At 70.2% G+C, this 16142-nt stretch carries 9 protein-coding genes and 3 tRNA genes; 9 read left to right on the forward strand and 3 right to left on the reverse strand.

What is annotated here, in order from left to right:
• Positions 1-6 precede the first annotated feature (6 nt).
• From ACQEV2_RS13295 to ACQEV2_RS13315, 5 genes are all read left to right on the forward strand, one after another.
• Positions 7-405 carry a universal stress protein gene (locus ACQEV2_RS13295; protein ID WP_433039673.1) on the forward strand — a complete coding sequence of 133 codons (399 nt, stop codon included), beginning with the start codon at positions 7-9 and terminating at the stop codon, positions 403-405.
• Positions 405-1550, forward strand: a complete 1146-nt coding sequence (locus tag ACQEV2_RS13300; RefSeq protein ID WP_433039675.1) for a DUF475 domain-containing protein — start codon at positions 405-407, stop codon at positions 1548-1550. Before ACQEV2_RS13295 ends, ACQEV2_RS13300 begins: the two co-directional genes overlap by 1 nt.
• 183 nt (positions 1551-1733) lie before the next feature.
• Entirely contained in the window at positions 1734-3473 is a 1740-nt protein-coding gene (locus ACQEV2_RS13305) for a VanW family protein (RefSeq protein WP_433039677.1), read from the forward strand.
• 217 nt (positions 3474-3690) lie between these two features.
• Positions 3691-8940, forward strand: a complete 5250-nt coding sequence (locus ACQEV2_RS13310) for a CHAT domain-containing protein (protein ID WP_433039679.1) — start codon at positions 3691-3693, stop codon at positions 8938-8940.
• 9 nt (positions 8941-8949) lie between these two features.
• Complete coding sequence (locus tag ACQEV2_RS13315) at positions 8950-9642, forward strand: hypothetical protein (protein WP_433039680.1); 693 nt, start codon at positions 8950-8952, stop codon at positions 9640-9642.
• A gap of 46 nt (positions 9643-9688) precedes the next feature.
• Here the strand turns inward: ACQEV2_RS13315 and ACQEV2_RS13320 are convergent.
• The 3 genes from ACQEV2_RS13320 to ACQEV2_RS13330 all read right to left on the reverse strand — a co-directional run bounded on the left by ACQEV2_RS13320 (position 9689) and on the right by ACQEV2_RS13330 (position 10092).
• Positions 9689-9762, reverse strand: a tRNA-Ile gene (locus ACQEV2_RS13320).
• Between the two features lie 179 nt (positions 9763-9941).
• Positions 9942-10014: transfer RNA gene (locus tag ACQEV2_RS13325), tRNA-Asn, on the reverse strand.
• Between the two features lie 5 nt (positions 10015-10019).
• A tRNA-Asn gene (locus ACQEV2_RS13330) sits at positions 10020-10092 on the reverse strand.
• 158 nt (positions 10093-10250) lie between these two features.
• Here ACQEV2_RS13330 and ACQEV2_RS13335 point away from each other — a divergent pair.
• From ACQEV2_RS13335 to ACQEV2_RS13350, 4 genes are all read left to right on the forward strand, one after another.
• Positions 10251-10559, forward strand: coding sequence for a YtxH domain-containing protein (locus ACQEV2_RS13335; protein ID WP_433039682.1), 309 nt, complete (start codon positions 10251-10253; stop codon positions 10557-10559).
• A 197-nt stretch (positions 10560-10756) separates the two neighbouring features.
• Positions 10757-12214: a xylulokinase gene (locus tag ACQEV2_RS13340; protein WP_433039684.1), complete on the forward strand. Its 1458-nt coding sequence runs from the start codon at positions 10757-10759 to the stop codon at positions 12212-12214.
• 208 nt (positions 12215-12422) lie between these two features.
• Entirely contained in the window at positions 12423-14156 is a 1734-nt protein-coding gene (locus ACQEV2_RS13345) for an ABC transporter ATP-binding protein (RefSeq protein WP_433039686.1), read from the forward strand.
• Positions 14156-16084, forward strand: a complete 1929-nt coding sequence (locus ACQEV2_RS13350; protein WP_433039688.1) for an ABC transporter ATP-binding protein — start codon at positions 14156-14158, stop codon at positions 16082-16084. Before ACQEV2_RS13345 ends, ACQEV2_RS13350 begins: the two co-directional genes overlap by 1 nt.
• Positions 16085-16142: the final 58 nt, after the last annotated feature.

The raw sequence follows: 16142 nt of genomic DNA on the forward strand, positions 1-16142 counted from the left end.
AACGAGATGACCATCCTGGTCGGCTACGTCCCGTCCCCCGAGGGTGAGGCGGCCCTGCGCGCGGGGATCGACGAGGCCCGTCGGCGCGGCGAGAAGCTGCTGGTGGTGAACACCTCCCGGGGCGACGCGATCGTGGACCCGCGCTTCGCCCAGGAACCCGACCTGACCCACGTGCGCCAGGACCTCGCGGCCCTGGGCATCGACTTCGACATCCGTCAGGTCCTCGGCGCCCGCGACGCCGCCGAGGAGATCATCGACCTCGCGGAGCAGACGGACGCCTCCCTGGTCGTGATCGGTCTGCGGCGGCGCAGCGCGGTCGGCAAGCTGATCATGGGCTCGGCGGCCCAGCAGATCCTGCTGGGTGTGGGCTGCCCGGTGCTGGCCGTGAAGGCGGAGGGCCAGTGATGGTGCTGCGAACCTTCGGCTGGTCGTTCGCCGTCACGGCGCTCGGCCTGGCCTTCGCCGCGTGGCAGTGGGGCTGGGAGGCCTTCGGGATCGTCCTGATCCTCTCGATCCTGGAGATCTCGCTGTCCTTCGACAACGCGGTCGTCAACGCCGGGATCCTGAAGAAGATGAACGCCTTCTGGCAGCGCCTCTTCCTCACCCTCGGCATCCTGATCGCCGTGTTCGGCATGCGCCTGGTCTTCCCCGTGGTGATCGTCGCCATCAGCGCCAAGGTCGGCCCCGTCGAGGCGGTCCAGCTCGCCCTCGACGAACCGGAGCGCTACGAGGACCTGGTCACCGACGCCCACCCGGCGATCGCGGCCTTCGGCGGCATGTTCCTGCTGATGATCTTCCTCGACTTCATCCTCGAGGACCGCGACATCAAGTGGCTGGCCTGGTTGGAGCGCCCGCTGGCGAAGCTCGGCAAGATCGACATGCTGGCGGTCTGCCTCGCGCTCATCGCCCTGCTGGCCACGGCGCTGACCTTCGCCACCCACGCCCACGTCAGCACCGGGCACGCGGACAAGACGGCCAGCGTCCTGCTCTCCGGAGTCGCCGGTCTGATCACCTATCTCGTCGTCGGCGGCCTCTCCGGCTACTTCGAGGACCGGCTGGAAGAGGAGGAGGAACACGAGCACGAGGAGGCGGTGAAGGCCAGGGCCGAGGGCAGACCGGCCTCGGCGGTCGCCCTCGCCGGGAAAGCCGCGTTCTTCCTCTTCCTTTATCTGGAGGTCCTGGACGCGTCCTTCTCCTTCGACGGCGTGATCGGCGCCTTCGCCATCACCAACCACATCTTCTGGATGGCGCTCGGACTCGGCATCGGCGCGATGTACGTCCGGTCCCTCACGGTCTACCTGGTCCGCCAGGGCACCCTCGACGACTACGTCTACCTGGAGCACGGCGCCCACTACGCCATCGGCGCCCTCGCCGCGATCCTGCTGGTCACCATCCAGCATCAGATCAGCGAGATCATCACCGGCCTGATCGGCGTCGTCCTGATCGCCGCGTCCTTCCTCGCCTCCGTCCGCCGCAACAAGGCACTGGCGGCGTCCGAAGCGGACAAGGTCACACCGGCCGAGAGGACGGAGGTGCCGTCCGGGGCGTGACGGGCCCTGGGAGCGGGCAGGGGCGTAGGGCAGGGACGTGCGGCAGGCGCGTGACCGGGAACATACGTGTTCTACGACATAGGCGTTTTCGTCCGATTATGGCTAGCTGGATGTGCTTGCCTCGCGCACAGCGGCTCGTCACCGGACGCGCCGTCCCTGTCGAAACGTCCGCCCGGGAGACCCATGCGCCTGCGCGCCCCCTCCGCCCTGCGAAACACCTCAGCACCCCGCATCGCCTCCATTCCACCCCTCGCCCTCGCCGGCGGCGCACTCACCGTCGGCGTCGGCGGCCTCTATCTCGCCGGCCTGCTGATCGCGGGCGGCGACATAGACGCGGGTACGACGGTGCGCGGCGTCGACATCGGGGGGCTGAGCCGCGCGGAGGCCATCCGGAAGCTGGAGAAGCGACTGGATCCCGCCGGCTCCCGGGAGCTGGCCGTGACGGTGGGCGACCGCAAGGGCACCGTCGACCCCCGGCAGACCGGCATCACCTTCGACTACGAGAAGACCGTGGACCGCGCGTCGCGCACCGACGACGCCAACCCGCTCACGGTGATCGGCGGGCTCTTCCGCTCGGGCGGTGCCGTCGAGCCGGTCGTACGCGTCGACGAGGACAAGGCCCACTCCGCCCTCGGCAAACTGGCGAAGTCGCTCGACGAGAAGGTCCGCGACGGCGCCGTCTCCTTCGACGACGGCCAGGTCCGCCAGGTCGCCCCGCGCGACGGCTACGCGCTGGACACGGACGCCGCCGTCGCTCCCCTCCGCGCCGCCTTCCTGCGCGGCGAGCCCGGCTCCGTCACCGACCTGCCCGCCCGCGAGACCAAGCCGAAGGTCACGGCGGCGGAGGTGCGGCGCGCCGTGCGCGAGTTCGGCCGGCCCGCCATGTCGGGGCCGGTCATGCTCACCGCGGCCGGCGAACGGTTCACGATCGGCCCGGCGGTGCTCGGCGAGTACCTGACGATGCGGCCGAACGACGCCGGCAAGCTCACCCCCGCCCTGGACGCCAAGGGCCTGCGCGCCGATGCCGCGGTGGCCGAGCCCCTGTCCGACCTGCCCGCCACGCCCCGGAACGCCACCCTGAGCCTCGACGGCGACGAGGTCGTGGCGTCCGACGACGCCAGGTCCGGCGTCCAGGTCACCGACAAGGCGCTGGGCAAGGCCGTGCTGCCGCTGCTCACCAAGTCGGGCGCCGCCCGCACCGGCGAGGTGGCCGCGCGCGTGACGCGACCCCAGGTGACCTCGGAGAACGCCGCGCGGCTGGGCCTGAGGGAGGAGATGTCCTCGTTCACCGTCAACTTCGAGCCGGCGCCGTACCGCACGAAGAACATCGGCCGGGCCGTGGAGCTGATCAACGGCTCCCTCGTCATGCCGGGCAAGACGTGGAGCTTCAACAAGACCGTCGGCGAGCGCACCGAGGCCAACGGCTTCGTCGAGGGCGTCATGATCCTCAACGACGAGTTCACGAAGGCCCCCGGCGGCGGCGTGTCCGCCGTGGCCACGACGGTCTTCAACGCCATGTTCTTCGCCGGGGTGAAGCCCGTCGAGTACGGCGCCCACTCCTTCTACATCGAGCGCTACCCGGAGGGCCGCGAGGCCACGGTCGCCTGGGGCAGCCTGGACCTGAGGTTCAGGAACGACTCCGGCAACGCCCTGTACATCCAGGCCGAGTCCACCGACTCCTCGGTGACCATCACCTTCCTCGGCACAAAGAAGTACGACGAGATCGAGTCGGTCACGGGGCCGCGCACGAACGTGAAGGAGCCGGAGCGGAAGGTCAGCACGGACGAGAAGTGCGTGCCGCAGACTCCGCTGGAGGGCTTCGACGTCACCGTGCAGCGGGTCTTCTACGCCGACGGCGAAGAGGTGAAGCGGGAGCCGTTCCGCACCCACTACACGCCGCGGGACGAGATCGTCTGCGAGTGACGTCCCGGCAGGTGACGGCAGATCCCTGCGACCGCAGTCGCCGATCCACATACGGACGAAGCACAACTCCGAGTGATATCCCATGATTTGGCCCCGGCAGGGCGCCTCCGCGTGGGAGCATGGGCCGTGTTGCACACCTGTCCGCCGGGACCAGCCGGGCATCTCGGCAATGAGCGTCTCCACCCGCTCTTGCGCGCCGGGGGAAGGTGAGAGGGCCATGGACGACGAGCCGATCACGGCCGTGCGAGCATTTCTCGGCCGGTCCGGAGACCTCACCGAGCACGATGTCGAAGCTGCTCAACGCCTCCTGACGGCCGTCTCCGAGGAACCGGAGCCGGACGCCGCCGCGACTGCCGTGGCGGGGTGGCGGCACATCGTGGCCGCCACCGCCGACGACGATCCCGCCCTGCCGCACCGTCTGATGGCGCTGAGCCAGGTCCTGCGCATCGCGTTCGCGTGCACCTTGTCCGTCGACGACCTGGACGCGGCCGTCGACGCGGCCGCGAAGGCGGTCGCAGCCGTCGCGGACACCGACCACCCGAACCTGCCCGTCTACCGCTCGTCCCTGGCGGTGATGCTGCTGACCAGGTTCGACCACGGCCAGGAGCCCGGTGACCTGGACGCCGCCGTCGAAGCCCTCCATCAGGTGGTCTCCGCACGCCCGCCGGCGGACGACGGGGACCCGCAGCTCCTCCTGTGGCTGCAGGCACTCGCTGCGGACCTCAAGCCCCGCCTTCCCTGGTCCGGGGACCTGTCGGCGGACCTCGATCTGCTGAGCCGGGTGAGCGGGCGGATCGTCGACGAGCAGGCGCCGGACGACCCGTCCCGTGGCCACTGGCTCGCCCAGCATGCCGAGAACCTTTATCTGCGGTTCCATACGACCGGTGACCGCGCGGACATCGATACGGCGGTCGACTCGCTCAGGCAGGCTGCCGAGGCGACGCCCGCCGGGTCACCCGAACGACCGGGCCTGTTGAGCGGCGTCGCCGCTCTCGCGTTCATGAGCTACCAGTCCAGCCGTGATCTCCATGCGCTGGACCTCTCTGTCGCCGCCGGCCGTGAGGCACTCGCGCTCGGGGTCGCCGACGAGGACCGCGCCGGTGTGCCGGCCAACCTCTCCACCGCGCTGCGCAACCGCTTCGAGCACACCGGCGAACCGGCCGATCTCGACGCCGCCATCGAGATCGGGCGGCAGGCGGTCGACACGTTCCCGGCGGACGATCCCGACGCCGCCACTGCTGTGTTCAACCTCGGTGCCGCCCACCACATCCGCTACGTACACCGCCGTGCACCGGAAGACCTCCAGGCGGCGATGGCACATCTGCGGCGGGCCGTCGACCTGGCGCCCGTCGGGCACCCCAGCCATGTCATGGCCTGGTCCAGCCTCGGACTCGCGCTGCGCAGCCGGTTCGAAGGCACGGGTGACCTCGCCGACCTGGACGCCGCTGTCGAGGCCGGTCAACGGGCCCTCGACCACCTGCCCGCCGACGACCCCGGCCGTTCCGCGTGTCAGGCGAACCTGGACGGCACCCTGCTGGTGCGCCTGCGGCACACCGGAGTCGACGCGACCGAGGAACTGGCCGAGCGGATCCACGCATGGGCCTCCGGTGCCGTGCAGTTCGCCACCGAGGACGCCGAACGCGGCCTGACGCGCATCGAGGAAACACTGGATCTCTGCACAGGCATCCCCGCACTCGCCAAGACCGTCGCCTACCTCGGCTACAACCGGGCCGCGGCGCTGCGCGCCCTGGGCCGTCCCGAGGAAGCCGAGGCCGCTTACCGGACGGTCGTCGAGGATTTCGCCTCGCACCCCGACCCGGATGTGGCCCTGTGGGTGGGAGTCGCCCTCTTCAACACCGTCACGCTCGTCCTCGAGTCCAGCGGTGATCCGGTGGCTGCCGAGCAGGTGCCCCCACTGGTGGACCGGCTCCGTGAGCACGTCGCGGGCCACGACCATCCGTGGCTGGAACGGCGGTTGCGGATCGCCCTGCGGCTGGAGGCCGAGTTGCTGGAGGGCGTCGGCCGAACCGAGCAGGCGCAGAAGTCGCGGGCCCGGCTGCGCGCGGTGCTGCAGCCTGCCGTCGAGCAGGTGCTCGGGCTGCTGGAGGCCATGGAGGAGTCACCGGTCGCCGTCGACGACGTCACGCCCCGCTTCGCGAGGGACCGGGAGTCGCTGGTCGTGCCGCTGCTGGAGCACCTCGACGAAAGCCTCGACGTGGTGCGCGAGCTGGCCGACGCCGCTCCGGAGAACCTGGTGGAACTGGTCGAACCGCATCCCACGCTGCTCTCCTTCGCCGCCCTGCAGATGATCACCGCGGTGAAGGACGGTCAGATCCCGGGCGCGGAGAGCGACGAGGACCGTGACCGCATAGAACGCGGGCTGGAGCGGCTCGGTTCCGTCTTTCACCACCTCTATGAGAGGCCGGCCGCCTACCCCCTCAGGGCGGGCCCGTTCGAGACGCTGTTCAACGCGGTGGACGCGTCGATCAGCATGCCGGACGCGCTGGAGTACGCACGCTCCGTCGGTATGGTCGGCGCCTTGTCCCTCCCCTACGCCAGAGCGCTGGTCGAAGAAGGCGTAGGGAGGCTGCACGACGACGGGCAGTGGCAGCGGGCGCAACGCCTGCAGTTGCTCGTGCTGGCCGCGGCGGAGCGGCTGCCCAACAGCGACGAGGGCCGGGCGATCGTGACGATGGCCCGGTTCAGCTGGATCGGAGTCGCCCGCCAGGTGCTGATCATGGTGCCGGACGGCAGGGTGCTGCACAGCGCACGGGACGCCGGAGAACGGGTGCTGTGCGCGTACGCGGCGGACGGCGAGGAGGAACCCGGTAACCCCGCCGACGTGCTCATCGCGCTGGCCGCGCTCCACCTCGACCCGCATGTCGACCTGTACATCGGCAGCGATGAAGCGATCATCGCGGGCGAGTTCCGCCGCTGGATGGAACGCCGCGGGGAATACGTTCTCGACCCGGTCGAGGTGCCGGACGAGGTCAGCGAGGAGATACCCGACACCACCGACATGCTCCGGGCGGGCGAAGAGTACCTCCGCCGTGCGCTGGCGGTGGCCGAGGGCGCCCAGCAGGGCTTTGCCCTGAGCATGATGTTGAACCTCCACAAGATCCGCACCGCGCTGGGGCACGAGCCGCCCCAAGGGCACCTGGCCCAGCTGGCCGACCGCGCGGTCACCAGTGTCGACGCCGAGGCCTACCCGCACTTGATGGCGCAAGCCCTGGTCGCCCAGCTGGCGGCCGGTGTACGGCCGGACCCGACCACGGTGGACCGGCTGCTGTCCCGCTCGATCGACGAGATCGCCGCGCAGGTCGGCGGCGGCCCCGCGACCAGCGTGCTCATCAGCGCCGGGCACCTTCTGGGGGCCACCGATCGGGCGCGGGCCTTGCGGATATTCGCCGACGCCGAGGGTTTCGTCCGCGCACTGCCCGAGCGGGATCGCATGAAGGTACTGCTCGTGCAGCACGATCTGTTGTCCCACCCGTTCGAGCCATCCGACCTCGACGGCCACGACCCCGACCCCGGCACCGACCCGGGGGACGCCGCCGTCGCACTGCTGGAACGCGCGAAGATCCGGAGTTGGCCGCAAGCCCGCGCCGCCGTCGCCCTCCTGACCCTCTCGGTTCGAGGCGTAGCGCTGGCCACCGACCCGGAGGACGAGCTGGCCTGGCTGGCCGGCCTGAGGACGACCCGGCGCGTCTTCTCCGACGACCTCGCCGGCCACCACGACGCGCTGGCGACCCTCACCGCGGCCTGGTGCACCGTGGCTTCCTACCGCGCCCACGAGCGCGGCGACTGGGAGCACGCGATCCGTACCCAGGGCGCCGCCTGCGCCGAGTACCTCGCACTGCCGGCGCCGGACGCCGCGATGGAGTCGCTCACCCTCATCGCCAAAGCCGTCGCGGAGGCGAGGGGGGTCGGCCTCGCCACCGTGACCGTGAATACCCTCGGCCCGCTTGCGGTCCGGGCCGAGAACCTCATCGGGGCGGCCGCGACCGAGGTGCTGCAGACGATCTGGGCACGGGTGATCGGCGCGGTCCGAGACCGGGATGACGTGGCCGCCTTGTTCGCGTGTCTGCAACTGGCCAAGGGCGCGCGGTTCGTCGACGCCCTGCACGCGGACGTTCGGTTCGACGCCCGGGCCGACGAGTCGTCTCAGCACCTGCTCGCGCTGATCGGCCAGATCGGCGACGAGCCCGAGCGTGACCTGACCCTCGACGCGGTCACTCTGTCGACTCCCTACACCGAGCAACTGGACGCCGGAAACCTGAGCCCCGCCCGACAGCGCGAAAACCTCGAGCGCACCTTCGACGCCCATGTGCAGCGCCTGCTCACGGGCGAGCAGACGCCCCTGCCGCTGAGCATGGACACGGTGCTCGATCTGCTGCCGGCCGACACCGTACTTCTGTACACCTATCTGTCCCACGACGAGGACGGGGGCCGGTCGCTGCTGTCACTGGTCGCCACGAACGACCGGCTGACCGTGGTGACTCAGCCGCTGCTCGACGCCGAACATGCGGGCCTGCGGACCCAGATCACCATCGACGGCCGAGTCAGGGTCCACGACGTCCTGGGCGCCGCCACCTTCCAGCTGCGCCGCGCGGTGCTCGCCGAGCCGGGGCCGGTGCGTCCCGTCACGCGCTGGGGCGAGGAGGAGCTGGACCAGGGTCTGCCGGCCCTGTTCGGTCCGGTCACGGACGAGCTGCGGAAGGCGTACGCGCTCGGCAAGCGTCACCTGGTCATCGTTCCGCACGGCGCACTGCACCACGCTCCCCTGCACCTGCTCCATCTGGACGGCAAACCGCTCGCCGACACCTGGACCGTCACCTATCTCCCCACCATCGCCCTGCTCGAGCGGGCGACGAAGACCCACGACGGCGCGCGCACCCTCACCTCGGTCGGCCTCGGATTCACCGACGGGCCGCTGCCGCCTCTGCCGGAAGCCGTCGAGGAGGCCACCGCCGTCGCCGAGTGCTTCCGCACCACCGCGCTGCTCGACGAACGCGCCACCGAGGAGGCGGTGTTGGCCGCGCTGGGCTCGACTCGGCTGTTCCACATCGCCACTCATGGCATGCACAACGTCACAGCGCCGGCCTTCCAGAGCCTGTACGTCGCCGACGAGCGGGTCAGCGCGCACGAACTGCTCCGCCTCGATCTGAGCGGGCTGGACCTGGTTACCCTGTCCGCCTGCGAGACCGCGCTCGGCCGGTTCGACGCGGCCGACAACCTGCGGGGCATCCCGGCCAGCCTGCTGCTGCGCGGCGCGTCCGCGCTCGTCGGCACGCTGTGGCCGGTGGAAACCCTCACGTCCCGGGACTTCTTCACCACGCTCTACGGGGAACTGCGCCAGGGCAGCTCGAGGCTGGACGCGTTCACCGAGGCGCAGCGGCGGACCAGGGCCGGCCATCCGCAGTACCGGGACTGGGGAGCCTTCTACTACATCGGCGACTGGCGTTGAGGAGTGCGCATGGAGATCGAGGTACCGGAGCTGACCGAGGTGGCCACGGTGCTCCAGCCGGACGACCGGGTCACCCGGGGCGGCGAGCGACCGGACCCGGTACGCGGCGCGGTCTCGCTCGGCCTCCCTGTCGTCCAGCCGATCACCGAGGACCTGGCCGGTGACGATGCGGCACTGCGCACCCTGCTCGGCGACCGGGAGTGGAGCTTCCACCTGGTGCACCTGGGAGCCACCTTCACCCCGAGCGAGGACGCCCGCTTCGGCCAGGCCTGGCTGACCGTGCAGCTCCGCCGCGACGACGGTGCCGAAGCGGAGCCTCCCATCGTCTGGTCGCTGACCCCCCAGCGAGCCGCCCAGCCGGTCGAGCGGCCCCTGTCCTTCACGCTCGGCGCCAGGCTTCTCTTCGAGGCATCGATCGAGGTGTCCACGACCGGCAGGCGCACCGAGGTGTTCGTGGAGGGGTACGGGCTGCAGGAGCCGACCTGCACCTGGGAGTTCACCCCGACGTCGACGGACGAGGTCCGTGGCTCGCAACGGCTCGCGCTGGTCGCCCGTACCCCCCGGGAGACCGCCGTCACGGGCGCCGTGGACCTGCGTGCCACCCTGACCCGCAGACGGCTCGGCTTCTTCCCGTTCCGGACGACGCTCGATACCGGCGCCCCGCTGTCCTTCACCATCGGCACACGGCTCAGCAGCGCCTGATCCGGTTCTCCACCGGTCGAAACGGTTCTGCACCGATGGTGATGGGTGGGGCGGGTGGGACTCGAACCCACGGCCGACGGATTATGAGTCCGCTGCTCTAACCGGCTGAGCTACCGCCCCATAGCGGCGTGTCGCGTACAAGTGTGCGCGCCGTCTGCCGCAGCATAGCCGCTCATACGATCTCCTGCTTCGTATGGTCGACTTCGCATGCCCTGAAGGACTCCCCCACGACCTGCACGGTTCCCGTCACAGGGACCCCGACATGAAAAAGGACCCCTACGGGGTCCTCGTTCAGCATGCTCCCCCGACTGGACTCGAACCAGTAACCTGCCGGTTAACAGCCGGCTGCTCTGCCAATTGAGCTACGGAGGACCGAGCTCCCCCGACTGGACTCGAACCAGTAACCTGCCGGTTAACAGCCGGCTGCTCTGCCAATTGAGCTACGGAGGAATGCCTCGTTGCATCGAACGTACCTACCTGGGTATTCGCCAGGGGGCGTGCGCTCGCTGCGACACATACATTAGCGCAAGCAGGGGGGTGCTCCGCCAATCGGTTCCCCCCGGCGCCGACGCCGCACCAGGGACCTACGCAAGGGAAGGGTGGCCGCCATGCGCTACCGGGTCACGTTCGTGATCGGACTCGCCGTCGGTTACGTCCTCGGGACACGCGCCGGACGCGAACGCTACGAGCAGCTGAAGAAGACAGCTCGGGAGATCTCCCAGAACCCCGCCGTCCGCAACACCGCGGAGTCGGCCGCACAACAGGGCCGCCACTTCGCGGGCAAGGCCTACCACACGGTCAGCGAGAAGGTCAGCGACCGAGTCCCCGCCTCGGTGGCCGACCGGGTCCGCTCCCTACGAGAACGCAGCGCCCACAACGGCGGCGCGGAGGACGACTGGGGAACCAGCAATACGTAGATCTTGGATCGTGAGGGGACCCTTTGGGGCGTCGCGCCACTGCGACGCCCTTAGGGGCGCGGGGCTGTATCAATATGCGGCTCCGCCGCGGGGGCGCGCTCAGCCACACACAACCCGCACCCGCCGACCGACAGGCACCCCACGATGAGTAGGCGCCCATGGCCCAAGCCAGCGCAGCGCCACGGCACAATTGGGCCATGGGGATAGTCGCCGGGCTGGACAGTTCGCCCGATTTCACTCGCATCGTCGTCTGCGACACGGACACAGGCGCCGTGCTCAGGCAGGGGTATGCCCCGCACCCGGTGGAATCGCCGGACGGCGGCGGCGCACGCCCCTCCGACGTCGATCCGCAGGCCTGGCTGCTCTCCCTCGGTGAGGCGGCCGGCGGCGGGCTGCTCGAAGGCGTGCAGGCCATCGGCGTGTCGGCGCAGCAGAACGCGGTGGTCCCGCTGGACGCCCAGGGCAACACGGTGCGCCCCGCGATGGTCGGCGGCGACAAGCGCGCGCAGGTCGCGGCGGCCGACCTGATCGACGCGCTGGGCGGACGCGAGGCGTGGGCGCAGGCCGTGGGGTGTGTGCCGCAGGCCGCGCAGCCGGTGACCAAGCTGCGCTGGCTCGCCAAGACCGAGCCGGAGAACGCGCTGCGTGCCGCCGTCCTCATGCAGGCGCACGACTGGCTGGTGTGGCAGCTGCTCGGCCGGCCCGTGCGCAGGACCACTGACCGGGGCGGGGCCTCCGGCACCGGCTACTGGTCGGCGGCCACCGGCGCCTACCGCAGCGATCTCGTCGAGCTGGCGCTCGGCCACCGGGCCATGCTGCCCGAGGTGATCGGGCCGGCGGAGGCGGCCGGTACGACCCCGGAAGGGCTGCTCATCTCCGCTGGGACCGGCGAGACCATGGCCGCCGCGTTCGGGCTCGGCATCGGGCTCGGGGACGCCGTCGTGTCGCTCGGCGCCTCCGGGTCCGTGATGGCCGTCCACCCCGAGGCGCTCGTCGACAGCAGCGGGATGATCACCTCCCTGGCCGACGCGACCGGCATGCACCTGCCGGTCGTCACCACCCTCAACGCCGTACGCACCCTGCGCGGCACCGCCGAACTCCTCGGCATGCCCGACCTGGAGAGCCTGTCCGACCTGGCGATGAAGTCGACGCCGGGGGCCCACGGCCTCGTACTCCTGCCTTATCTGGAGGGCGAGCGGACGCCGAACCTGCCGCACACCGCCGGGACGCTGGCGGGCCTGAGGCGGGAGTCGATGAAGCCGGAGCATCTGGCGCGGGCCGCCTTCGAGGGGATGCTGTGCGGGCTCGCGGACGCGCTGGACGTGCTGCGCGGCCGGGGTGTGGAGGTGCGGCGGGTCTTCCTGCTCGGGGCGGCCGCCGAACTGCCCGCCGTGCAGGCGGCGGCGCCCGCGCTGTTCGGGACGCAGGTCATCGTGCCGCAGCCCGCGGACTACGCGGCGATCGGCGCCGCCCGCCAGGCAGCCTGGGCGCTCGGTGTGTCGCAGGGCACACTCGACCCGCGCACCCCGCCGGTCTGGCAGGGCGCGGCCGCGCAGGTCCTGGAGCCCGGCGAGGAACTGGCCGTGGGGCAGGCGGTGCGGCAGCAGTTCGTGTCGGTGCGGGAGCAGACGCATCCCGGGGCGTTCCGGCCGTAGGGGTCAGAGGGGTTCCGGTCGTAGCCGTCGGAGGGCGTCCGGTCGTAGCGGAAGGTAAGAGACCGGTAGGAGCCGTACCCATAAGGCCGTACGGAGCCCCGCTGACGGCTTAATCGGTTGAGGTAACGCGGGTGGAGTGTTCGACGATAGGGGCCAGGGGCAACCAACCGCCCCCATCGACGACTCCGCCGACTCCGAGAGAAGCAGCGTGCTCATACGACTCCTGCGGACCTACCTCAGGCCCTACCGAAAGCCCATCGGCTGGCTGGTGCTGCTGCAGTTCCTGCAGACCTGCGCCACCCTCTACCTGCCCACGCTGAACGCGGACATCATCGACACCGGCGTCGTCAACGGCGACACCGGCTACATCCTCGGCTACGGCGCCCTGATGATCGGCATCTCGCTGGCGCAGGTCGTGTGCAACATCGGGGCCGTGTACTACGGCGCACGGACCGCCGCTGCGGTGGGCCGGGACATCCGGGCGGCCGTCTTCGACCGGGTGCAGTCCTTCTCGGCACGGGAGGTCGGGCACTTCGGGGCGCCCTCGCTGATCACGCGTACGACGAATGACGTGCAGCAGGTGCAGATGCTGGCCCTGATGACGTTCACGCTGATGGTGTCGGCGCCCATCATGTGCGTGGGCGGCATCGTGCTGGCCCTCGGTCTGGATGTGCCGCTGTCCGGGGTGCTGGTCGCGGTCGTACCGGTGCTGGGCATCAGCGTGACCTTGATCGTACGGCGGCTGCGGCCGCTGTTCCGGACCATGCAGGAGCGCCTCGACACGGTGAACCGGGTGCTGCGCGAGCAGATCACCGGCAACCGCGTCATCCGCGCCTTCGTGCGCGACGAGTACGAGCAGCACCGCTTCAAGAAGGCCAACGCCGAGCTCACCGACATGGCGATGGGCACCGGCAACCTGCTCGCGCTGATGTTCCCGATCGTCATGACGGTGGTGAACCTGTCGTCGATCGCGGTGGTGTGGTTCGGGGCCCATCGGATCGACAGCGGCGGGATGCAGATCGGTGACCTGACCGCGTTCCTCGCCTATCTGATGCAGATCGTGATGTCCGTGATGATGGCCACCTTCATGTTCATGATGGTGCCGCGCGCCGAGGTGTGCGCCGAGCGCATCCAGGAGGTCCTGGAGACGGAGTCGAGTGTGGTACCGCCGAAGGCGCCGGTGCGGGAGCTGCGCCGGCACGGCCATCTGGAGATCCGGGGCGCGGGCTTCCGCTACCCGGGTGCCGAGGAGCCGGTGCTGAAGTCGATCGACCTGGTGGCCAGGCCCGGTGAGGTGACCGCCGTGATCGGGTCGACCGGCAGCGGCAAGTCGACCCTGCTGGGGCTCGTGCCCCGGCTGTTCGACGCGACCGACGGCCGGGTGCTGGTGGACGGGGAGGACGTGGCGGCCATCGACCCCCGGCTGCTGGCGAAGACGGTCGGGCTGGTGCCGCAGAAGCCGTATCTGTTCGCGGGGACGGTGGCGACCAACCTCCGCTACGGCAATCCGGACGCGACGGACGAGGAGCTGTGGCACGCGCTGGAGGTGGCGCAGGCCAAGGAGTTCGTGGAGCGGCTGGAGGGCGGGCTCGGCGCGCCCATCGCACAGGGCGGGACCAATGTCTCCGGTGGTCAGCGGCAGCGACTCGCGATCGCTCGCACCCTGGTCCAGCGCCCGGAGATCTATCTCTTCGACGACTCCTTCTCCGCCCTCGACTACGCGACGGACGCCGCGCTGCGTGCGGCGCTGGCCCGGGAGACCGCCGAAGCGACCGTCGTCATCGTCGCCCAGCGTGTGGCGACCATCCGGGACGCCGACCGGATCGTCGTGCTCGACGAGGGACGGGTCGTCGGCACGGGCCGGCACCACGAGCTGATGGCGGACAACGAGACGTACCGGGAGATCGTGCTCTCCCAGCTGACGGAAGCGGAGGCTGCCTGATGGCCGGGCCGATGGGGCGGATGATGGCCGGCGGCGGCCCGGACCAGCGCTCGCTGGACTTCAAGGGGTCGGGCAGGCGGCTCGTCACCCGGTTCAAGCCCGAGCGGCTCACCATCTACGCGCTGCTGTTCTGCGTGGTCGTGAGCGTGGGCCTGTCGGTGGCCGGACCGAAGATCCTCGGTGAGGCGACCGACCTGGTCTTCGCGGGCATCGTCGGGCGGCAGTTCGACGCCGGGATGAGCAAGGAGCAGATCCTCGCGGGCATGCGGGAGCGCGGCGACAGCGAGATCGCCGACATGCTCCGCAGCACCGACTTCACACCGGGCCAGGGCATCGACTTCGGCGCCGTGGGGAACGTCCTGCTGCTCGCGCTCGCCGTGTTCCTCGTCGCCGGTCTGCTGATGGCGGTGGCGACGCGGCTGGTGAACCGGGCCGTGAACCGGACCATGTTCCGGATGCGCGAGGACGTGCAGGCGAAGCTTTCGCGGCTGCCGCTGTCGTACTTCGACAAGCGCCAGCGCGGTGAGGTGCTGTCCCGGGCGACGAACGACATCGACAACATCGGGCAGACGCTCCAGCAGTCGATGGGTCAGCTCATCAACTCGGTGCTCACCATCATCGGTGTGCTGGTGATGATGTTCTGGGTGTCGTGGCTGCTGGCGCTGGTCGCGCTGGTGACCGTGCCGCTGTCCTTCTTCGTCGCCACGCGAGTGGGCAAGCGGTCGCAGCCGCACTTCGTGCAGCAGTGGCGCTCGACCGGCAAGCTCAACGCGCACGTCGAGGAGATGTACACCGGGCACAACCTGGTGAAGGTGTTCGGGCGGCAGGAGGAGTCGGCGCAGCAGTTCGCCGAGCAGAACGAGGCGCTGTACGAGGCCGGGTTCAAGGCGCAGTTCAACAGCGGGATCATGCAGCCGCTGATGCTGTTCGTGTCGAACATCAACTATGTGCTGGTGGCGGTCGTCGGCGGTCTGCGGGTCGCGTCCGGTTCCTTGTCCATCGGTGACGTGCAGGCCTTCATCCAGTACTCGCGGCAGTTCTCGATGCCGCTGACGCAGGTCGCGTCGATGGCGAACCTCGTGCAGTCGGGTGTCGCCTCGGCGGAGCGGGTCTTCGAACTGCTGGACGCGGACGAGCAGGAGGCCGATCCGGTGCCGGGTGTCCGGCCGGAGGAGTTGCGGGGGCGGGTGGCGCTGGAGGGGGTGTCCTTCCGGTACGACCCGGAGAAGCCGCTGATCGAGGACCTGTCGCTGACGGTGGAGCCCGGGCACACGGTCGCGATCGTCGGGCCGACGGGCGCGGGCAAGACGACGCTCGTGAACCTGCTGATGCGGTTCTACGACGTCTCGTCCGGGCGTATCACCCTCGACGGCGTCGACATCGCCCGGATGTCCCGGGACGAACTGCGGGCCGGGATCGGGATGGTGCTGCAGGACACCTGGCTGTTCGGCGGCACGATCGCGGAGAACATCGCGTACGGGGCGGCCAGGGACGTCACCCGGGGGGAGATCGAGGAGGCGGCGCGGGCGGCGCACGCGGATCGCTTCATCCGTACGCTCCCCGACGGGTACGACACGGTGATCGACGACGAGGGCTCCGGGGTCAGCGCCGGTGAGAAGCAGCTCATCACCATCGCGCGGGCGTTCCTGTCCGACCCGGTGATTCTGGTGCTGGACGAGGCGACGTCGTCGGTCGACACCCGCACCGAGGTGCTGATCCAGAAGGCGATGGCGAAACTGGCGCACGGGCGTACGTCGTTCGTCATCGCGCACCGGCTGTCGACGATCCGGGACGCGGACACGATCCTCGTCATGGAGAACGGGTCGATCGTGGAACAGGGCGCGCACGGTGAACTGCTGGCGGCCGACGGGGCGTATGCGCGGTTGTACAAGGCGCAGTTCGCTCAGGCGGTGGCTGAGGTGGACTGAGCGCGTTCGAGGGTGCCATGTGGTGTCGTGGGGCGGCTGCGGGCCGGTGGGGGCCGGT

The organism is Streptomyces sp. CA-251387, assembly GCF_050936625.1.
Classification (GTDB): Bacteria; Actinomycetota; Actinomycetes; order Streptomycetales; family Streptomycetaceae; genus Streptomyces.

Bases quoted from the DNA above. Each gene is read 5' to 3' on its own strand.
- ACQEV2_RS13300 (WP_433039675.1), top strand. From the start codon at position 405: ATGGTGCTGCGAACCTTCGGCTGGTCGTTCGCCGTCACGGCGCTCGGC.
- ACQEV2_RS13295 (WP_433039673.1), top strand. From the start codon at position 7: ATGACCATCCTGGTCGGCTACGTCCCGTCCCCCGAGGGTGAGGCGGCC.
- ACQEV2_RS13350 (WP_433039688.1), top strand. From the start codon at position 14,156: ATGGCCGGGCCGATGGGGCGGATGATGGCCGGCGGCGGCCCGGACCAG.
- ACQEV2_RS13315 (WP_433039680.1), top strand. From the start codon at position 8,950: ATGGAGATCGAGGTACCGGAGCTGACCGAGGTGGCCACGGTGCTCCAG.
- ACQEV2_RS13335 (WP_433039682.1), top strand. From the start codon at position 10,251: ATGCGCTACCGGGTCACGTTCGTGATCGGACTCGCCGTCGGTTACGTC.
- ACQEV2_RS13310 (WP_433039679.1), top strand. From the start codon at position 3,691: ATGGACGACGAGCCGATCACGGCCGTGCGAGCATTTCTCGGCCGGTCC.
- ACQEV2_RS13340 (WP_433039684.1), top strand. From the start codon at position 10,757: ATGGGGATAGTCGCCGGGCTGGACAGTTCGCCCGATTTCACTCGCATC.
- ACQEV2_RS13305 (WP_433039677.1), top strand. From the start codon at position 1,734: ATGCGCCTGCGCGCCCCCTCCGCCCTGCGAAACACCTCAGCACCCCGC.